Origin of the sequence: Ruegeria sp. EL01, from assembly GCF_900313035.1 — a bacterium.
GTDB lineage: Bacteria > Pseudomonadota > Alphaproteobacteria > Rhodobacterales > Rhodobacteraceae > Ruegeria.
This window is the reverse complement of sequence record NZ_OMPS01000006.1, coordinates 15,417-33,865: the sequence shown is the minus strand read 5'-3', so window position 1 is coordinate 33,865 and position 18,449 is coordinate 15,417. Positions and strand designations below refer to the sequence as shown.

Annotated in this window: 19 protein-coding genes, 1 tRNA gene and 1 pseudogene; 10 read left to right on the top strand and 11 right to left on the bottom strand. The window is 55.5% G+C overall.

Going from position 1 to position 18,449, the window contains the following annotated elements:
• Nucleotides 1-188 precede the first annotated feature (188 nt).
• Nucleotides 189-446 (top strand): hypothetical protein, encoded by a 258-nt coding sequence (locus D9K61_RS26830; RefSeq protein WP_162946755.1) that lies wholly within the window; start codon nt 189-191, stop codon nt 444-446.
• A gap of 745 nt (nt 447-1,191) precedes the next feature.
• Here the strand turns inward: D9K61_RS26830 and D9K61_RS05170 are convergent.
• From D9K61_RS05170 to D9K61_RS05160, 3 genes are all read right to left on the bottom strand, one after another.
• Nucleotides 1,192-1,476: a type II toxin-antitoxin system RelE/ParE family toxin gene (locus D9K61_RS05170; RefSeq protein ID WP_120632198.1), complete on the bottom strand. Its 285-nt coding sequence runs from the start codon at nt 1,474-1,476 to the stop codon at nt 1,192-1,194.
• Nucleotides 1,477-1,893: 417 nt separating this feature from the next.
• Nucleotides 1,894-2,364: a hypothetical protein gene (locus tag D9K61_RS05165; protein WP_120632197.1), complete on the bottom strand. Its 471-nt coding sequence runs from the start codon at nt 2,362-2,364 to the stop codon at nt 1,894-1,896.
• A 36-nt stretch (nt 2,365-2,400) separates the two neighbouring features.
• Entirely contained in the window at nt 2,401-2,685 is a 285-nt protein-coding gene (locus D9K61_RS05160; RefSeq protein ID WP_120632196.1) for a helix-turn-helix domain-containing protein, read from the bottom strand.
• Between the two features lie 106 nt (nt 2,686-2,791).
• Here D9K61_RS05160 and D9K61_RS05155 point away from each other — a divergent pair, with 106 nt between their 5' ends.
• The 3 genes from D9K61_RS05155 to D9K61_RS05145 are packed head-to-tail and all read left to right on the top strand — an operon-like array spanning nt 2,792 to nt 4,385.
• On the top strand, nt 2,792-3,355 hold the full coding sequence (locus D9K61_RS05155) for a hypothetical protein (protein WP_120632195.1): 564 nt from the start codon (nt 2,792-2,794) through the stop codon (nt 3,353-3,355).
• Nucleotides 3,356-3,369: 14 nt separating this feature from the next.
• A complete protein-coding gene (locus D9K61_RS05150) occupies nt 3,370-3,960 on the top strand; it encodes a hypothetical protein (protein ID WP_120632194.1) in 591 nt (196 codons plus the stop codon).
• Entirely contained in the window at nt 3,957-4,385 is a 429-nt protein-coding gene (locus D9K61_RS05145; RefSeq protein ID WP_120632193.1) for a hypothetical protein, read from the top strand. Before D9K61_RS05150 ends, D9K61_RS05145 begins: the two co-directional genes overlap by 4 nt.
• A 168-nt stretch (nt 4,386-4,553) precedes the next feature.
• On the opposite strand, the gene D9K61_RS05140 is transcribed toward D9K61_RS05145, so the two are convergent.
• The gene (locus tag D9K61_RS05140) at nt 4,554-4,898 is read right to left on the bottom strand and encodes a hypothetical protein (protein WP_216825752.1); all 345 of its coding nucleotides are present in this window, start codon (nt 4,896-4,898) and stop codon (nt 4,554-4,556) included.
• A gap of 156 nt (nt 4,899-5,054) precedes the next feature.
• On the opposite strand from D9K61_RS05140, the gene D9K61_RS05135 reads away from it, so the two are divergent.
• Nucleotides 5,055-5,537 carry a hypothetical protein gene (locus tag D9K61_RS05135; RefSeq protein ID WP_162946752.1) on the top strand — a complete coding sequence of 161 codons (483 nt, stop codon included), beginning with the start codon at nt 5,055-5,057 and terminating at the stop codon, nt 5,535-5,537.
• A gap of 385 nt (nt 5,538-5,922) precedes the next feature.
• Here D9K61_RS05135 and yecR read toward each other — a convergent pair whose 3' ends face one another.
• From yecR to D9K61_RS05100, 7 genes are all read right to left on the bottom strand, one after another.
• Nucleotides 5,923-6,240: a YecR family lipoprotein gene (gene yecR, locus D9K61_RS27800; protein ID WP_120632190.1), complete on the bottom strand. Its 318-nt coding sequence runs from the start codon at nt 6,238-6,240 to the stop codon at nt 5,923-5,925.
• Between the two features lie 392 nt (nt 6,241-6,632).
• Nucleotides 6,633-6,709 (bottom strand) — tRNA-Met (locus D9K61_RS05125).
• Nucleotides 6,710-6,781: 72 nt separating this feature from the next.
• Nucleotides 6,782-7,768, bottom strand: coding sequence for an alpha/beta fold hydrolase (locus D9K61_RS05120; protein ID WP_120632189.1), 987 nt, complete (start codon nt 7,766-7,768; stop codon nt 6,782-6,784).
• A 1-nt stretch (nt 7,769) separates the two neighbouring features.
• Nucleotides 7,770-9,242 (bottom strand): NAD(P)/FAD-dependent oxidoreductase, encoded by a 1,473-nt coding sequence (locus D9K61_RS05115; protein WP_120632188.1) that lies wholly within the window; start codon nt 9,240-9,242, stop codon nt 7,770-7,772.
• Nucleotides 9,243-9,366: 124 nt separating this feature from the next.
• A complete protein-coding gene (locus D9K61_RS05110) occupies nt 9,367-9,606 on the bottom strand; it encodes a hypothetical protein (protein WP_120632187.1) in 240 nt (79 codons plus the stop codon).
• Between the two features lie 50 nt (nt 9,607-9,656).
• Nucleotides 9,657-10,811, bottom strand: coding sequence for an aromatic ring-hydroxylating dioxygenase subunit alpha (locus D9K61_RS05105; protein ID WP_120632186.1), 1,155 nt, complete (start codon nt 10,809-10,811; stop codon nt 9,657-9,659).
• 99 nt (nt 10,812-10,910) lie between these two features.
• Nucleotides 10,911-11,816, bottom strand: a complete 906-nt coding sequence (locus D9K61_RS05100; RefSeq protein ID WP_120632185.1) for a LysR substrate-binding domain-containing protein — start codon at nt 11,814-11,816, stop codon at nt 10,911-10,913.
• 468 nt (nt 11,817-12,284) lie between these two features.
• Between D9K61_RS05100 and D9K61_RS05095 the strand changes: the two genes are divergently transcribed.
• The 5 genes and pseudogenes from D9K61_RS05095 to D9K61_RS27430 form a co-directional block, all read left to right on the top strand.
• On the top strand, nt 12,285-14,111 hold the full coding sequence (locus tag D9K61_RS05095; RefSeq protein WP_120632184.1) for a BCCT family transporter: 1,827 nt from the start codon (nt 12,285-12,287) through the stop codon (nt 14,109-14,111).
• A 152-nt stretch (nt 14,112-14,263) separates the two neighbouring features.
• Nucleotides 14,264-15,826, top strand: coding sequence for a trimethylamine methyltransferase family protein (locus tag D9K61_RS05090; protein WP_120632183.1), 1,563 nt, complete (start codon nt 14,264-14,266; stop codon nt 15,824-15,826).
• A 72-nt stretch (nt 15,827-15,898) separates the two neighbouring features.
• A complete protein-coding gene (locus tag D9K61_RS05085; protein ID WP_120632182.1) occupies nt 15,899-17,002 on the top strand; it encodes a mandelate racemase/muconate lactonizing enzyme family protein in 1,104 nt (367 codons plus the stop codon).
• A 12-nt stretch (nt 17,003-17,014) separates the two neighbouring features.
• Nucleotides 17,015-17,746 carry an SDR family NAD(P)-dependent oxidoreductase gene (locus tag D9K61_RS05080; protein ID WP_120632181.1) on the top strand — a complete coding sequence of 244 codons (732 nt, stop codon included), beginning with the start codon at nt 17,015-17,017 and terminating at the stop codon, nt 17,744-17,746.
• Nucleotides 17,743-18,342: pseudogene (locus D9K61_RS27430) on the top strand (SDR family NAD(P)-dependent oxidoreductase); the annotation flags it as partial. The gene D9K61_RS05080 and the pseudogene D9K61_RS27430, both read left to right, overlap by 4 nt.
• Nucleotides 18,343-18,449: the final 107 nt, after the last annotated feature.

Here is an 18,449-nt window from a genome sequence, read left to right as displayed (position 1 = left end):
TGCCCAGCAGAAAGACGCAAATATCGAGGCGGAGGCAGCAATCACGCAATAGAGTTGGAATATTGTAAGGTCGGCCACTGTCATATTCGTAAGATGGTCACTGACTGACCGGCTGTAAACCCCGCAGGGGAGCTAACCCGGAAAACTTAAGCAATATCAAAGCCTGTTCCCGGAAAAGGTACACACGTATGACAGACCGCGCTGATATCTGGATTGAAGAACTGGACCCGCCCTTTGTGCGAATGGGGCACTCTGTGTGGCCTTGGCAGACCGCGACCCGGATATCGAGGCGGGCGGCAGCGTTGGGACGGAACTACTCCCGAGGCTGGCACTGCGCTTATTGCGGGGAACTCATGCCGGAGTGGAAACGGATCGACGCGAAGTATTGCAAGGAAGGTTGCCGCAAGATGGCGGCGCGAAAACGGCGTGAGCGTAAAATAGGCTGATTTAGGCGTTTCTAAATTAGAGCAAAGTAGACATGTCCTTTCCACAGTGATGGAAAGCTAGGGGGGCGTGATACGCGGCCCCCACTCGTCAGGGCTTACTAAAGTAGTGGCAAGTAGTGGGTGATAGCAGCGCGCCGGGCCGTTTTCGGAGGCGGTCTATGGGCTGGGTCTTTCCTGCCTGCAGGAAAGGAACGGGGCTCCCTCGCTCTGGTCCAGCCTTAGTTTGACGGTGAGCAAATCGTTCACCTCTACGGCTAGTGGTCGACCAAACACAGGAATGCAGGTGGCAGAATGGGAATTGGCCCATGTGCGTAGAGGTTTGGCGTTGTCGACCAGCACAGTTTAGAAAACATGCAGATGTGCACAGTTTCGCTCCACCCTGGGGCATATCCCATGTAGCAGATGTAGCAGATGTAGCAGGGGGTCGGGTGCAAATCCGAGTTTTTCAGATCCTTCCCGATAGTCGGATACCGGGATATCGGGACCGCTTCTTAGCGGGGGATAGAGGCCCTGTTAATACAGGGGGAAACAGGGCCAGCGGCGCAACTAACCCCGACGCAAATGGCTGAGCATCTTGCTAAGCGGAAAGAGCTTTGGGGGATGCGCAAAAATCAGGTGGGACAGGTTGCCCCACCTGAAATCGGATATAGCAAGCCCCCGCCACAGGAGGCTGGATTTGCTGCCGAAACAGCCGATATCTTGGGGTTGGTGAAGGTCCGCGTCAGCCACCACTTGGAAGGAATAATCAGTATCGTCTCGCCGCAGACCGATATACTTTGCTGCGTTCACGCTTATCGACGACAAGAACTCGGACGGTTTTGGTGGAGTCATCCACTTCGTAGACGAGTCGGAGAGGTGGCCGCATTAGCTTAATCTTGTATCGGTTTGGGTAGCCGCTGAGCTTGTCACCTCGCACATTGGGATTTTCTTGGCGCTCGGCCAGTTTATCTTTCAGTCGCGTTCGGTGCTGTTCGGGAAGGGCCTTGAACTCTTTCAGGGCTTTGGGGTGGAACTCAAGACTATAGGTCATCAAGCGATACCTTAACAAACGGGCCGTCAGCACGTTCATCAGCTATCGCGTTCAGTTTTGTGTCTTCGAGTTGCTCATCAAGGTCTACAAACGTAGTTTTCTGCATTACAACAGAACTACTGACAGCGCGCCGAGAGCGGGCCACAGTGCTGAAGTGTGCGGTCGTATGTTTGTAATTTCTACGCATGATGCCCTCAATATAATGCAGAAAGGTTAAAATACCAAATACCTAAGTAGGTATAGTTAATAATGCTTTGGTTTAATCATCCGGGTCAACCTGGTGTTATTCGTTGCCCGGGCCAAGCCCAAAGCCAGGGCCGCCAGTCTCGTCGATGAATACGAGCAGCTACAACGCCTCCGACATGCGATAATGATAAGCGTGTGACGCAGCGGATTGCAAATCCGACTACCGACTATTCAACCCACTGTTTGGGGCTCTACAACGTTCGGAGTGCCAAGAACACGAATATCTAGAAAAGCAGACGGCGGTATTGGTTCGAATGACAAGTGCCAAGTTTTGGCCTTTGCCATCCCCCCACCCGATGACACTAGGCTGTCAATGACACCTTTCTCCGCCCTTCCTCGCGCCCACCGCAGCCACTGCTTTGCTTTCGAGGCAGGCCATTTGACTTTTATCCTTACCGCACGCTTGTTCGGGAAATTAGCGTTGATGTGGACTGGGACGCCCATTCGTATCTTTTCTGAAACTGTGAGTTGATGCCCATCACTGAGGCCATGCCCACCCGGCGTTGCGTCAGTTGTCAGCCAAACCGCGTTTACTTCCTGCCCCACCTTGCCCGCTGCGGTCATGGGCACATCACCTTTAGTGATCCCTTCTTCCTTAATCGCTTCAAGATACTCAAGTGCTGTGAAGTGGTAGAATATCATTGGTCACCTTTCTTTACCAATACCACGCCCTGACGATTAGTCATTCAAACCGCCCCGTGCCTTGCGTGTTCGGATATTGGGTGCAGGGTCTTTACGTAGTGCGACCCCTGCCGCGTTTCCGTTCTCAGGGATGAATACAACGCCTTCACTGACAAACACGTCATGCAGGGCCTTAATTGTGGCCATCTGCGCCTGAAGTATCCCCTGCATTCTTTCCAGCCGCTTTATTGTATCGACTGAGACCCCAGACAGGGATGCCAGTTCCGGCTGGTCCATTTTCAACGCCGCTCGTGCTGCGCGCAATTGCTCACCTGTATTCATTCTTACACCTTACGTATAAATTGTTACGCGTTTAGTGTTGACACCTTACGCTGGATAGATTACACCTAACGTATAACTAATTGCAGAACAAGTAAGGGTTTCCGCCATGTACAACCGCCAGAACATCATGAACCGCGCTTGGGCCATCATGGCTAACCGTCCGTTTCACCGTGTCATCTGGCGCAATGCACTGTGGCAGGCATGGGGTGAAGCGAAGGAAGCTGTACGCCGCGCAAGCATGACTGAGGCGGACCATATCCGCGAAGCCATGAGCCTGCTCGATAACAAGGACACATGGACCGAGGCCGACTATCGCAAGCGTGAAGAACTGGTGGCCGCTCTGGCGGTCGCACAGGGCCACGAAGCCAAGGAACAGGCCTACGCCGAAAAGCGCGCCCTGATTTCGAAGGCCAAAGGCCGGTTCGTTTCGGTCACCTTCACCAAGCAAGACGGGACGCAGCGCACCATGCGTGTACAGCCCGCCACGCTTCGCCAGCACGTCAAAGGCGATGCGGCGTCTAATGCAGCTCGCAAAGCCATAGAGACGCGCACACGACGCCACCCGCACCTATTGCCCGTCTGGGACACAGAGGCACAGGCCCCGCGCTCTGTGAACCTCGCAACCGTGTCCCGGATCGCCGCAGACGGCAACGTTCACACATTCAGCTAATGAGAGGACCAACCATGATTAGCAGACGCACCCTTATTCAATCAGCACCACCTGCCATTGCCGCGCTTTCGGTTGGCGGCGCGGCCAGTGCCGAAGACATGTCGTCATCCGCTGCCCGGGTCCAATACTTCGCCGACGCGATTGGAAAGGAACCGCCCGCCCGCCTGCTGTCTGCAGACGGTGGCCCGTCACCGGAAATACTCGCCTTCTGCCGTGAAACTGACATGTCATTGGATTGGGCTTTTGTTGGCGACTTGCGCCCCGTGTTTCGTGCAGCCCATCGCAACCACGTGGCATTGAATTCAGTCGGCAGCGCAGATCCGCACTCGCAATGGTACAAGCGCTGGCTGGACTTGCACCACGACATGAATACCGAACCGGGCGCACTAGCCGACCACGATCCGCGCCTTGAGGAATCCTATGCCCTTGAAGGCAAGATTGCGGCCACACCCGCAAAGACAGTCGAAGGCATAGCAGCCCAAGCCACACTGGCAGCCCATCCCGATTTCGGTCTGGTGGATGACGTAACCGGCACGCACGATTGTGTCCTGCTGCGCTCGCTGGCCGATGCCCTGAACGCCCTAACCTTGGAGACAAGCACATGATACACCGCCGCACACTTCTGAAATCCAGCGTTCCGGTACTTACTGGTGCCGTTGCGACTGGCGCTTTGAGCGGGGAGATCCTCGACCCAGAGGGCGAAACACCTATCCAGCGCCTATTCGCCGAATGGAACACCCTTTACAAAGAGTATGACCGCCTGAGCGACCAAGCCGAGGCAATTCTTAATGCCGAAAAGGCGGCAGATAACCCTAATGCCTTTGGTGTGTTTGAAGACCATGACCAAAGCGTGGTGGAGCCCGTCAGAGAGCAGGTGTATAGCCTTGAGGGGCAGATACTAGACCAGCCCGCCAGTGACCTACGTGACTTGGCAATGAAGACATGTGTTCTGACCAATGTTTCGGGGCTAATTGACTATGACGCCGAGGAAGCGCTGCAGGCTGACTCACGCCGCCTTCTGAACGCCTAAACCAACTGGACAGCTGTCCGCACGCCAGAGGCCGCCCCTTGAAACAGGGCGGTCTTTTGCGCGAGCAGCAATGCAGTCGCATGGAGACAGTCCAGTTTTGGACCGGTTGTTTCACTGAAAGCAGTGTAACGGGATCGCTCCTAACGGGAATAACGGGTAGTTTCACGGTCATCCAACCGTCTTAGGTTGCGTGGCTGTATGCTCCCAACCTACCCAGTTTCCTTCTTTGTCGTCCCAATAGACCTGCAGGGTTCCCCACAGCTCGTCTGCTTCGTCAATCATATCATCAAGCTGGGAGAGTAATGACTTGAAAAAGGATACATAGCTGTACTCTTTCGTTTGGATTTCAACTTCACCATCCGTATTGAAGCGGAGCATCAGCACATCTGATTCCGCGTCCTCGACAAACGCTACGACCGAAGGGGTGCCACTCCCATCGTCAATAATCATCGGTTGGTCTAGTGGGTAGCCGCCAGTTTCCATCAGCATCAGTTCACGAATTACGTTAGCCATCGCTCGCGCCCCCAATTGGTACAGATTCAAAACCATCATTGTATCATCGCGATACTAAAGCCATTGGTTGAGTTGGGCAGCAAAAAAGAGGTTACCGTGAACTTTCAAGGGCAAGAACTGATATCCAGAGCTACTTATGTCTCAAACCGAAGCCTGATGGCATTGGCACTCACAAAAATCCTTACTGTCAGCCTGGCAGTTGACTTGAGTGGCTTTACTCTTTTGGGTGTTTCGCCCGGACCAGCTCAAATTCACACAGTCACTGACCTCCTACTGGTATTCTTAGTACTGAACCATTTGCTCTCTTGGTTCGGCGACCTGAAAAGCTTTGTCGCATGGAACCACCCGGGAAAGCTCTCCTCAAACATGAGCATAGACGCACCGGCGAACGAACAAGTATCCCAATTGGATCTTCTGGCTTTGCGCTTGGATGAGTATGACCGTCTTCTAGCAGACCTTGTTGAAGATCCGCGAAAGAACAAGAGTAGAGACCTACCGCAACTCAACAAGGAACTCGCAGCATCGGCCCGTTCACTAACCAAATCCACCTCAATTCTGGATTTGCACGCAAAACTGTATCTCTGGGGCTGGTTCCTGGTCCTTCCTCTCAGCGCTGCGATGTATGCCATATGGCTGTAGTCGAGATATCCAGCCGTCGAAACAGCCATAAAAGGTAGGCCGCAAATCATTCTGAGTTCGCCGGATCAGATCGAGCTTCGATAGGCGGTGGAGGACCGGCAAACATGCCGACCCTGACTCGCTGATAATACAGCGGACAAACAGCGGGGCTGCCCCCCCCTATAACTCGAAGCTCTTTCCGTTTTACTGGAAAGAAACGGGCTTTCTACTGCTAAGTGTACGGCACCCCAAAGCCCCGCAAATAACGGCGATGCAACCCTTCTACTTGTTTCTTCGGTGTGTAGGCGTCCAAGATGACGACTCAGACGCCCTTGCAGCGAAGCCACTTTTCAAGTTTTCAGATGTGGCGGATGGCTACACTCAACATGTTCTTTCGGCAGTCTTGTTAGCCCCGGCCTAGGCATTGGTAGGTTCTAGAAATAGTGGCCTCTAAACACTGCCCATATCCGTTACGGGAATGGCATTGTTGCGACGTTCCCTGGAAGGGGTCCGCCTTGGAGTATCCCCATGCTTTGCATCGGGCATCCGCAGAGGCTTGAGCTTGCGCCCAGTCCGGAGTTGTGGGTGCGTATAGCCCAGTATTGTAAGAAAGAACCACATTAGCATCATCTCGACTACCAGAGGTCGGCACAGGAACAATGGTCTGTGCTTCGCACGCTGCAACAAATACAGCTGCAACTATAAATATATAATTGAGTTTCATGTTTATCTCTTAGTTGTACAGATCGAATATTCAGAATAACAGAAATTGTGTCAATATGATGGGTAAGCCTCCCCTCATAGAAATTGTCGCAGTTCAGCTTTGAAAACCTTGACCACAGTTCACAACCCAAACCAGCAGGGCTTTTTACTGGTTCTTGCTGGGTGCCGGTGGGGCTCTTCATTCAAGTAGGGTCGGGCGAGAACCTGATAAAACCTGTTATTCCATCGACCTTTTCTTAATGGCAAGAAATGGTTCAGCTTGTGAATCGTGAGGCGGACATTGAGAACGCCTTCCAGCGCTCGAAAATCAGCCTCCTGTCCCCCATATGTCCCCCAAAATCGCACTTAGGGTCGCGTGGGAGTGCCTGAAGTCGCATAAGTGACTGATTTTAATGGTAGCGGAGGAGGGACTTGAACCCCCGACACGCGGATTATGATTCCGCTGCTCTAACCAACTGAGCTACTCCGCCACGAGTGAGAGGCGATTTAAGGGAGGGGCCGGGGAGGGTCAAGAGGGAAAAGCCTGAACCGAGCGGATTCTTTCAGGCGTCCTCGGAGCTTGTTTCCAGCCCAGAGATGGTTGGCAATTCGACGTCCCCTGCGATCTTGCGGATAAACGCTGCACAAGCTTCTGGTTTGGTGATCAGGATCATATGACCCAACCCCTCGATCTCTTCATCGGTCAGTCCAAATTTGGTCATTGGCTCACCATGCTGAGACGGCGACAGGATTGCATCCTGAGCGCCGTAAAGAATACCACCCGGCACCCGAAGCTCGGGGTAGCGCACGTTTTGTGCCTCAATGCTGTCATCCACTCCGACTACGTCTTGCGACGCGGTGATAAAGGCTGATGACCGCAGGCCGAGTGCCCCGCCCGCGCGATCCAAAAAGTCTTCGGGCGGGTCTTCAGGGTCAAACACGGCGCTTAAGGTATGTGGTGCCATTTTAGCGGCCATTGGCACAGCCAACGTGTGGCCGATCAGATTGCGCAGCCATTCAGTGCGGATTTCCAGGGGTTTAAAAACGGCCGGTGTTGCATCCAGTTTGTGCGTCAGCGGCGCCAAAAGCGCCAAGGCAGAAACCCGTTTGGGGTTGTCCAACGCCAGGGCCAAAGACACCGCACCACCCAGCGAATGACCAACCATAACGGCGCTGGACACGGCCTTGGCCTCAAGGAACTCATCAACCATCCGCGCCTGTTCGGACAGACGTGCCAGATCTGACGTGTCCCGAGTCGAATACCCGCATCCGGGACGGTCCAAGGCAATCACGTGATAATCCTGGGCCAGATCATCCATCAAAGCATATGTGAAGTGCTGCAATTGTCCGGCCAACCCGTGGATCATGACAATCGTCTGGGCCTGCGGATCCCCCTTTTCAACATAGTGAATTGCGCCACCGTTGATCGCGAGGATTTTGCCCATTTGCGGCACGGTTTCACGGCCTTCGCGCGTCAACCGACGGGTCCAGAGGTTCATGCCAATCAGGAACGCAGCGACAACCGCGATGAGGATCAGGATCGTCGTCATATCATGTGTCTCCGTTACTGACCGGGGCGGGCACGTACTGTTCTAATCCGGATTGTGACATACGCCTTTGATATTCACCAACGGTTCCGGGCCACAAGGTTGTGTTGCGCCCCGCAGCATCCTGATACCAAGAGGTACAGCCACCGACCTGCCAGACGCTGTCGGTGTGACGGTCTTGCATTTCCTGCGTGAAGGCAGCCTGTTTTGCAGTGTCGGGGGTTATCGCCGTCAACCCTTTGCGGGCCATCTCAGTCAGCACACGCCCGATATGGGTGACCTGTGCCTCAATCATCAGAACGACCGAGTTATGGCCCAATCCCGTGTGCGGTCCCAACAGGATGAAGAAATTTGGGAAGCCTGCAACGGCTGTCCCAAGATTGGCCTGCATCCCGTTTGCCCAGGCGTCGCGCAAGGTCAGATCGTTTGCGCCGGTAATGTCCAATCCGTCTGTGGCATCTGTCACGTGGAAACCGGTGCCCCAGATCAGAATATCAGCCTGAGTTTCGCTGCCATCCGCGGCCTTAATGTGGCTTCCGTTTATCGACGCCACGCCAAGGCGAACAATACTGACATTGTCACGGGCGAGTGCAGGGTACCAATCGTTCGAACTCAGGATGCGTTTGCAGCCAATTCTATAGTCCGGAGTCAGCCGCGCTTGATCCTCAGGATCGGGAAATGCATCTTCCAGTGCTTTGCGCCACATCTTCATTGCAAAGTTCACCATCCGCTCTTCGCCTCGAAAGACACGATGCCGGAACTCGAACACCATGAAAATCAAGTTGCGACGCAGCCGAGGTAGCAGAGGGATGCGTGCATAAAGGCGTCTCGTTCGGGGCCCAATCGGACCATCGGGACGCGGCAACACATAAGGCGCGCTACGTTGAAAGATGGTGACATGTTCGGCGGTCTTCGCAATTTCCGGCACAAATTGCACCGCCGAAGCGCCGGTGCCCACTACTGCAATCCGTTTGCCCGCAATATCCAGGTCGTGGTCCCATTCTGCCGAATGGAAACAGGGGCCTGGAAAGCTATCAGCCCCCGGGATGTCCGGAATGCTGGGTATGTGCAGGGCCCCGATGGCCGAGACCAAAAAGCGGGCGGACCAGCGCTGTCCGCTTTGCGTTTCCACATGCCAGCGCTCATCATCCCATTTGGCGGATTTCAATTGCTGATGGAAATGGCACAGATCATACAGGCCTTCGTCCCGCGCGATCTTCTTCAGGTAGGCCTGAATTTCAGCCCCGCCAGCATAGGCACGACTCCAGTCCGGATTGAGGTGGGTCGCCATTGAATACAGATGCGATGGAATATCGCACGCCACACCGGGATAGGTGTTTTCGCGCCAGGTACCGCCGATGTCATCTGCTTTCTCGAGGATTGCAACATTCTGAATACCGCGTTTTCTGGCCTCGAGCGCCATGGTCAACCCTGAGAAACCGGCGCCAATGATCAGCATGTCGAGGCTGTGATCCATGTGCGTGTTCCTTTCAAACGACCCGTTGCAATGTCCCGAGACTATAGGCGGATGTTTGGATCTGAACAGGGTCTCGTGGGGGAATGCCGCGGGCCAGTGATGGCTCAAGCAACTGGGATCAAAGTCAGAATGTCAGCCTCTCGGCCCGCCCATGCCCCGCCAACCTTGCGTTCAAGGCATCGGCCTCAGGTGCGCCAGCCTCAAGCGCAAAGACAAAGGCATGTGTCAAGTAAAAGCAGGTCGCTCCGACATCTCCTGCGGTTTCACACTCGTCGGCCGCTAATGTGTAGTAGCGGACCAGATCCCGGTGGTCGTTTCTGGAATGCGCGTCTAGCAGCAGCTTGTCCAAAGCAGCTTTATCCATTGTCACACCGGCCTTTCAAGCCTGCAGAAAACTGCGCATTCCAATCCCAGTTACTCGGAACGACCGTTTTCGATCTGCGTTGCCACCCAGTGGTGAAAATTATGGGTTGGCCCATCCATCGCCGGAGAGAAACGCCCGCCGTCAAACAACATGCCGTGACGGCCCTTTTGCATACCCTCGACAACAAATACATCTTCTTCGAACACGGTTTTCCACAGTTGCGCATTTGAGGCGCGCAACCCGTCGTGTTCGGGCGTGTCACCCTCGCCGTTGGCGTAGTACAGCTCGATATGTTCGACGGTATTTTCCTGATCCACGGGTTCTAGAATAATCGCAAAACTGTGGTCGCGCTGTATGCCCAGCAATACGTTCGGATACAGGGCAATATACTCAGCGCCTTCATCCCATTGGCTGCCGAGACCGGGGAAATCAGGCAGCTTTGCACCGTTTTGATCGGTCAACTGGCGATAGACCAACGTGCCCTGCCCAGAGTAATGCCCACGCTCTTCGATGTTATAGTGATCTTCCAGTCGGGAGTAGCTGTTGAGGCCCGGGTGAACCCAAGGCAGGTGGTAGCTTTCGCAATAGTTTTCGACGGCCAGCTTCCAGTTGGTTTTGATTTCAAGCTTGAAAGACGATTCATCACCGCCATGGAAGATCGGCGTATCGAATTCCTTCCAACGCTCCAACAAGGCGCCGTGCGCATCTTTAAACGCCGGGGCATTGCCATCGATGTTCACAAAGATCACGTCGCGCCAGATGTGCGACCGGATGCGCATCAGACCTAGATCCTTGGTGTTGACGTCTTCGTGTTTGTTCTGGCCAGGGCCGCCCACATGGGGGGTCGCACGCAATTCACCTTTCAGGCTGTAACACCAGCTGTGATACGGACACCGAATGGCGCCACCGATCTTTTTAGGCGCGTCCACCAGGATCATGCCGCGGTGCCGGCAGGTGTTTTGAAATACGCCGATCTCACCATCGCGGTCCCGGACGATCAGCAGTGGCATGCCCAGAAAATCGACCGGTTTTGCGTCGCCTGCTTCGGGGACGTCCTTGCCAAATCCGATGCCGGACCAGTTCGCAAACAGGACCGAGCGCTTTTCTTCTGCGAAGGTTTCCGGGTCAACATAGTGCTCGTTGGGCAGGCCGTTGGCCGTGTTTACATCGGTCAGAACGGACGACAGCGGGCTGTGCTTGTTCATCGAACTCTCCTGAGGCTGGGTTAAACCTGACCCTGTCGTATTGGCGGAGACTATGGGTCGGCCTCAATATCAGAAAAGCTCATCAAAGGTTTAGTTGATCTAAACCGAACTGGTGTGAACCTCCTGCACGATCCAATTCTTAAGCGCGCGCGCGCTTTCCGAAAGCTCTTCCTCGGGTCGTCCCACAAGATAAAAATGGTTTGGTGCCGTCAGGTTACGCGGTCCGATGGCCACCAGTTTCCCCGATTGAAGCATGGGCTGAATCAACCGCTGCCAGCCTAGCGCCAGCCCTGCGCCTTTGCGAGCAAGCTGAAGCGCGACAGAGTAGCTGTTGACGCTGGATTCGATCGAGATTTTGCCCGGATACCCAAGCTGCTGGAACCATTCTGGCCAGGTCGTCCAGCTGCGATCCTCGGAATCCAGATGGATCAGTCGTTGATTGGCCAGCACGTCAAGGCCCGCGCCCACCAGCTTTTCCGCCACTTCCGGGCTGGCAACAGGAACGAGATGATCCCGAAACAACGGGGTATGGGACAGGTTCGAATCCCGGTCACGCCCGTATCTGATGAAAAAGTCCAGATCCGGTCGCTCCTTGAAAGGGCGATCCTGCGAAATCTGATCCACGTTCACATCCGGCATTTCACGCCAGAACCGAATGACCGCCGGAGACAGCCACAACGCCGCCACAGCCGTTGTCGAACCTATCGTGACTTTTTCCCCTAACGACCGATCCCGGATGGTAGACAAGGTTTGTGAAATTCGACGAAAGGAGGTTGAAAGTGCTTCGTACAGCGCCTTTCCATCATCGGTCAGATCAACGCTTCGATGCTTGCGCTGAAACAGCGCTGTCTCAAGATACCCTTCCAGCGCCTTAATCTGATGGCTGACCGCCCCTGGCGTCACCGAAAGCTCTTCTGCGGCGTTTTTGAAACTCAGATGTCGTGCCGCCGCTTCAAAGGCTGACAGGGTGGTCAGAGGGGGCAAATTGTAGTGGCGTCGGGACATTCGGGTCCTGTCACTTGCTTCGATTTAGTTTGTTTCGCCTGACTATTAATTTTTTTATCCTTGAAGACCAGCAGATGATACGTTGAAGGTGTATTTGGCGTTTAAGTTTGCTGTATAAGTCGTCAAACCGACAGAAAGGGTCGGTAACGGCCTGACGATCAAATCAGTGAGCCTGTACGCAGACGGACCATGTAATGTCGTATCCGATACGCTGTCGGGGTGTACCTGCCCGGCTTTGTCTTTCGGTTCTGGCACGGCTTACCCATAGCACTGGGGTAGACCGGAACGAAGGAGTTGGGATGGTAAGGCTGGGCGCACGATTGAGACTCTGTTCCGCGCTGGGCACCGTCCTTGGTTACCAAAACGCTCAAGTTAAATACGAACATGTGAATAACTTATGGGAAGCGCTGCGATCCTAGCGGGTTTCCCCAATAACAAACACTATGGAACGACAACACGGAGGAAAATATGTCGGTACCCGAACCCTTTACGGACCTAGAGATAGAAACGGCAGATGCCGGATTCTATGAAAATTACAGCGTTCCGATCGCGCTGATCAGCAAAGGTATCATGGTTGCCCTGGTCCTTTGGGCGCTGGTTTTTCCTGCGAATGCAAACAGCACATTGGGCAGCCTGAATGGTAGGTTGTTGGAAGTTTTCAACAGCTTCTACGTCATCATTGTGGGCGTGTTCTTCCTGTTCCTGGCGGTCGTGGCTATCATCCCGTCCACCGGCAAACGGATCATGGGCACTGCGGGTGAAAAGCCCGAGTTTTCCAATTTCTCCTGGTTCTCGATGATGTTTGGCGCGGGACTGGGCGTGGGCCTGATGGTCTTCGCCACGGCTGAACCACTGGGCCTTTGGGGATCGAACCCCGAGGTCGTATCGGGTGCAGTTGCTGGCAATGAACCCGAGGCAATCCAGTCTGCTTATCGCTACACATTCTTGCATTATGGCTTTCACGCCTGGGCAATCTATGTGGTGACCGGCCTGTCTCTGGCTTACTACGCCTATACGCGCAATATGCCACTGACCATCCGCGCGGCACTGACGCCACTGTTTGGCCGCCTGATGAATGGCTTCCTTGGCCATGTCGTCGACGTTCTGGGCGTGGTTGCAACCATCCTCGGTGTGTCTGTGACCATTGGATTTGGTGTCAGTCAATTCATCGACGGTGTCTACGCGATTACCGGTATCGGATGGATCATGGACCTGACCGGTGAAGTGCCGACCCCAAGCAAAGTGGGTCTGATCGCGGGTCTTGTTGTCATCATGACCCTGTCGATCATCTCGGCTGTGTCGGGTGTTGGCCGTGGCGTTAAATACCTGTCGAACCTGAACCTGGTTCTGTCGATTATCCTGCTGGGTACGTTCGTCGTGTTTGGTTCGTTCGTTTTCGCCCTGACCACTTATGGCACGGCGATGGTCGACTATATCCTGAACTTCCTGTCGCTCAGCTTTGGTGCCTATGGTCCATTGTCAGCGGATGCGTTTGCAGCAGGTCTGCCTGAGGCGGCGCAAGCCCATGCAGATGACCTGATAGGTGGTGCAACCAACGCGTGGGGCAGTTTTGATGGCTTCAAGAGCGGTCTGGAAGGTGCAGCCGCTGAGTTGGACGAAGAAACGCTGGCGGCAGCCTATGCTGCGGGTGAGCAAGGTCGTCAGTTTGGCTGGCAGTCCGGTTGGACCACGTTCTACTGGGCCTGGTGGATTGCGTTCTCGCCATTCGTGGGTCTGTTCCTGGCACGCATCTCCAAAGGTCGTTCCGTGCGTGAGTTCATTCTGGGCTGCGTGTTCGCACCGGCGCTGGTGTGTTTTGCATGGATGACTGTTCTGGGTGGCACCGCGATTGATCTGGAACTGGCAGGTGCCGCAGAAGGCGCGATCATCGGCGCTTCGAACACAAACAAGCTGTTCGTGACCCTGTCCTACATGATCGATGGCGGGCTGCTGTCCATGCTGAACGTCATGTGCGTGATCCTGATCATGACCTTCCTGGTGACCTCGGCTGACTCCGGCATTCTGGTGATGAACACCATCATGTCCGGCGGCAGCCAGGAAACTGGGATCAAGCACCGCATCATCTGGGGTGTCATCTTGACGGCTGTGATCGGCGCACTGATCCTGGCGGCAGGGGACAACAACCCCATGGATGCCTTGCGCAATGCCATGATCATCGGCGCGCTGCCGTTTACGATTGTGATGGGCTTGATGTGTATCTCGCTAGCTAAAGCCCTGTTCCGGGATGGTCAGCGCGACAAGCACGCCGAGCAAGGAGCGCAGGCTGCTGAATAAAGCCAAGGCCTGACAAAAAATGAACAAGCGCCGCCCTTTCGGGTGGCGCTTTTTCTTTTTGGCAACGTCTTTGCCTCCGTGTCGCTTCCTGCAAACACATATCGCAATCAGAGAGGTAGCTGCGCGCCGAATCCTTCACAGTGAATCGTAAGATGGAGGATCGCCTTGTGAATATCCGCACAACTACCAGATCAGGCGGGCGTTCTGCTCGCCGCGCAATACGCACCGCACCAAACTTTGACATGTTGCCGGGCCTGACCCGTGCGATACCATTGTGCGAGGTCATGGACGGAAGCCAGGTCGAGCGGATTGACAATGCTTCAATGGATATCCTCGAGAATGTGGGCGTTCAGTTCCGCGATGCGATCGCATTGGAAGACTGGAAACGCGCCGGGGCAAAGGTTGAGGGTGAACTGGTGTATTTCGACCGGGATATGGTGCGGGAACTGATCGCCACGATCCCTTCAGATTTTACCTATCATGCGCGCGACCCAAAAAAGAACCTGCGGCTGGGTGGCAAGCACTCGATCTTCGTGCCGATGACCGGCGCGCCTTTCTTGCGGGATCTCGACGATGTCCGCCGCAATCCGACGCTGGACGATCTGGCCATGTTCCACAAACTCAGCCATATGATGCCGGCGCTGCATTCCTCGGCGCATCACATCGTCGAGCCCTATGATCACCCGATCAGTCAGCGTCACCTGCGCATCACCTATTCGTCGATGAAACACTCGGATAAGACCTTCATGGGCATGACCACCTCGCCGAAGAATGCCGAGGACGTGTTGGACATGTGTGCGATCCTGTTTGGCGAAGACTTCCTTGAAGATCACGCCGTCACAACCGGCAACTGCAATGGCAACTCGCCCTTGGTCTGGGATGAAACCATGCTGGGCGCAATGCGGGCCTTCTGCCGCCGCAACCAGCCTGTCCTCTGCTCGCCTTTCGTGTTGGGTGGGGCCAATACTCCGGCAAGCGTACCGGCCACCGTTGCCCAACTGAATGCCGAAGCACTCAGCGCACTGGCCTACACGCAGGTGATCCGCAAAGGAGCGCCAGCGATCTATGGCCATTACCTGTCAACCGTGTCGATGAGGTCCGGCGCACCCATGGCGGGCACGCCCGAGATCAGCCTGATGAATTTCATGATCGGGCAGATGGCGCGGTACTACCAAGTGCCCTGGCGCACATCAAACACGCTGGGTGGGGCCAAGACCTTTGACGCGCAGGCGGGCTATGAATCGGCGACCACGTTGCAGGCTGTGATCCATTCCGGCGCGAACTACATCTGGCACTCGGCGGGCTGGAACGAGGCCGGAATGCACTGTTCGGTCGCCAAGTTCATCGTCGATGCCGAACAATGCGCAATGGCCTACCGCATGGCCGAGGGTCCTATGTGGGGTGACTTTGATCAAGCTTTGGCTGCTGTTCCGGATGTCGGGCCGGGCGGGCATTATCTGGGCCATCCGCATACGCAGGACAATTTCCAGACCGCGTTCTTCATGCCCGAGATGTTTGACAACAACTCCATCGAACAATGGGCTGCCGAGGGCGAGGTCGAGATCACCGAACGTGCATTGAACCACGCGCGCAAACTTCTGGCTGAGTATGAAGAGCCCAAGCTGGACGAAGCGAAAAACGATGAGCTTCTGGATTATATCGCGCGCCGGGAACGGGAAATTCCGGCCGCAGATGAGTTGAATCAGACATATTAGGGCACTCTCCCCGAATTGATCCGCCAACAGTTTGGCCGAGGTTCGTGAGGCAACAAGACCAGGGATTATAGATTGAAAATCGCGGAAATCCACATCTACAGTCATGACCTGCCTGTGAAGAACGGCCCTTATACGATGGCTAAAGCGGAAGTCTGGGCACTGGATACTACCTTGGTAAAGCTGGTTGCCGACAATGGCTTGACGGGATGGGGTGAGACCTGCCCGGTTGGCCCGACATATGCTGAGGCGCATGCTGCAGGTGCCCGCGCTGCCTTGTCACAAATGGCACCCGGTCTGATCGGGGCTGAGGTTCTGCCGCTGACCCTGCACCGCCGCATGGACGGGCTGTTGAATGGGCATAACTATGCCAAAGCCGCAATCGACATCGCGGCGCATGACTTGTTGGGCAAGCATCTCGGCGTCAGTGTTTCTGCACTGCTCGGCGGCGCTGCCACGCACACAGTGCCGTCCTACTATGCCACAGGTGTCGGCGCGCCAGACGACATTGCCCGGCTCGCGGCTGAGAAACTGACCGAGGGCTACCCCCGTCTGCAAGTGAAAGTTGGTGGTCGTCCGGTCGAGCTGGACATCGAAACCATCCGCAAAGTTTGGGAGGTCATTGATGGCTCGGGTATGCGTCTGGCAGTGGATGGCAATTGGGGTTGGAACACGCGCGACGCGTTGCGGGTTAGCCGTGAATGTCCGGAAATACCCTTTGTTATGGAACAGCCCTGCAACACGGTTGAGGATCTCCAAAAGATCCGGCCTCAGGTAAACCATGCCATCTATATGGATGAGAACAGCACCGACCTGAACACGGTGATCTCGGCTGCGGGAACCGGGTTGGTCGATGGGTTCGGCATGAAAGTCACTCGGATCGGGGGGCTGTACCCGATGCGTGCATTCCGCGATCTGTGCGAGGCGCGAAATTTGCCCCACACCTGCGATGACAGTTGGGGTGGCGATATCATCGCTGCGGCCTGTACGCATATCGGGGCCACAGTTCGCCCGGATTTGCTGGAGGGCGTTTGGCTGGCCGCGCCATATATCGACGGGAACTACGACGTCGAAAACGGAATTCGGATCGAAAAGGGCCATATCGCGGTGCCGACGGGACCGGGTTTGGGCGTCATGCCGGATGAAAGCTTGTTTGGCGCGCCTGCCGCGTCTTTCTGAGAAGGGGTATAAATGGAACTGACCGGGAAGTCTGCATTGGTCACGGGTGCCGCAGGTGGCATTGGCACGTCGATTGTTCAAAGATTGCGGGCAGCCGGTGCACGTGTCGCGGTCGCAGACCGATCTGTCGACGGGATCGCGGCCGAGGCCCATTTGCCCGGCGACCTTCTGAATGCCGATTACGCGAATACCTTGCCACAGACCGCGGCTGCGCATCTGGGTGGCCTGGATATTGTGATCAACAATGCAGGCGTCATTACGCGGGGGTCTGTAGTCGACACATCGGACGCCGATTGGGCGCTATCCGTCGGCGTGAATGTCGAAGCCCCGTTTCGCATTTGCCACGCCGCGATCCCGATCCTGACCGGCACTGGCGGAGGATCCATCGTCAATACCGCGTCCTGTTGGGGCCTTCGACCCGGTTCGAATCATGCGGTCTATTGCATGACCAAGGCTGCGATCGCGTCACTGACCCAATGCATGGGAATGGATCACGCGCATCAGGGTATTCGCATCAACGCCGTCTGCCCAAATGAAGTGAACACACCGATGCTGCGTTCGGGGTTTGAGAAACGCGGATTTGACCCAGATTCAGCCGTTGCGGCGCTCGGGGAAACCGTTCCTCTTGGGCGTATTGCCGAGCCTGAGGATATCGCGGATGTCGTGATGTTTCTGGTCTCGGATGCATCCCGCTATGTCTGTGGCTCGCTGATTGAGGTCAACGGCGGAAAACCAGTGTCATGATGCGGTTCGAGGGCAAAACGGCGCTGGTCACCGGCGGACGCAGCGGCATCGGACGGGCCATAGCCGAGCGGTTGCAACACGAGGGGGCTCGCGTCTTTACCGCTCAACGCGGGACGGACGTGGTGTACGAAGGGATCGCCGCTGATCTCAGTGACCCTAACTGCCCGGCACAGGTCATCTCAGAGGTTATCGACAGGGCAGGGCGTCTGGACATTCTGGTTAACAACGCAGGCATGATGCAAGACGCGTCGGTCGAAGACATGAGCCTTGAAGATTGGCAGCGCAATCTGACGGTCAACCTGACGGCGCCTTTTCTGCTGACCAAAGCCGCGCTGCCCCATCTGCGGCAAACCCGAGGAAACATCGTCAATATAGGCTCGATCGAAGGGCTGGGCAGCAACCCCGGACATGCGGCCTATTGCGCCACCAAAGCTGGATTGCACGGATTCACGCGTGCAGTTGCGGTGGATCACGGGGCGGAAGGTATCAGATGCAATGCAGTCGCACCCGGGTGGATCGATACCGAACTGAATATGGAATTCATCGCGTCAATGTCGGACCCGGAAACATTCCGTCATGAAATTGGGCGTATCCATCCCGTCACCCGGACTGGCTTGCCAGAAGACGTCGCAGCCTTGGTCGCCTTTTTGGCCTCGGGGCCAGATTTACACGGTGGATGGCGGACGCATGGCGAAGCTCAGCT

Coding starts and splice junctions, on each gene's coding strand:
- D9K61_RS26830 (WP_162946755.1), top strand. CDS start 189: ATGACAGACCGCGCTGATATCTGGATTGAAGAACTGGACCCGCCCTTT.
- D9K61_RS05170 (WP_120632198.1), bottom strand. CDS start 1,476: ATGACCTATAGTCTTGAGTTCCACCCCAAAGCCCTGAAAGAGTTCAAG.
- D9K61_RS05165 (WP_120632197.1), bottom strand. CDS start 2,364: ATGATATTCTACCACTTCACAGCACTTGAGTATCTTGAAGCGATTAAG.
- D9K61_RS05160 (WP_120632196.1), bottom strand. CDS start 2,685: ATGAATACAGGTGAGCAATTGCGCGCAGCACGAGCGGCGTTGAAAATG.
- D9K61_RS05155 (WP_120632195.1), top strand. CDS start 2,792: ATGTACAACCGCCAGAACATCATGAACCGCGCTTGGGCCATCATGGCT.
- D9K61_RS05150 (WP_120632194.1), top strand. CDS start 3,370: ATGATTAGCAGACGCACCCTTATTCAATCAGCACCACCTGCCATTGCC.
- D9K61_RS05145 (WP_120632193.1), top strand. CDS start 3,957: ATGATACACCGCCGCACACTTCTGAAATCCAGCGTTCCGGTACTTACT.
- D9K61_RS05140 (WP_216825752.1), bottom strand. CDS start 4,898: ATGGCTAACGTAATTCGTGAACTGATGCTGATGGAAACTGGCGGCTAC.
- D9K61_RS05135 (WP_162946752.1), top strand. CDS start 5,055: ATGGCATTGGCACTCACAAAAATCCTTACTGTCAGCCTGGCAGTTGAC.
- yecR (WP_120632190.1), bottom strand. CDS start 6,240: ATGAAACTCAATTATATATTTATAGTTGCAGCTGTATTTGTTGCAGCG.
- D9K61_RS05120 (WP_120632189.1), bottom strand. CDS start 7,768: ATGACGACGATCCTGATCCTCATCGCGGTTGTCGCTGCGTTCCTGATT.
- D9K61_RS05115 (WP_120632188.1), bottom strand. CDS start 9,242: ATGGATCACAGCCTCGACATGCTGATCATTGGCGCCGGTTTCTCAGGG.
- D9K61_RS05110 (WP_120632187.1), bottom strand. CDS start 9,606: ATGGATAAAGCTGCTTTGGACAAGCTGCTGCTAGACGCGCATTCCAGA.
- D9K61_RS05105 (WP_120632186.1), bottom strand. CDS start 10,811: ATGAACAAGCACAGCCCGCTGTCGTCCGTTCTGACCGATGTAAACACG.
- D9K61_RS05100 (WP_120632185.1), bottom strand. CDS start 11,816: ATGTCCCGACGCCACTACAATTTGCCCCCTCTGACCACCCTGTCAGCC.
- D9K61_RS05095 (WP_120632184.1), top strand. CDS start 12,285: ATGTCGGTACCCGAACCCTTTACGGACCTAGAGATAGAAACGGCAGAT.
- D9K61_RS05090 (WP_120632183.1), top strand. CDS start 14,264: ATGGAGGATCGCCTTGTGAATATCCGCACAACTACCAGATCAGGCGGG.
- D9K61_RS05080 (WP_120632181.1), top strand. CDS start 17,015: ATGGAACTGACCGGGAAGTCTGCATTGGTCACGGGTGCCGCAGGTGGC.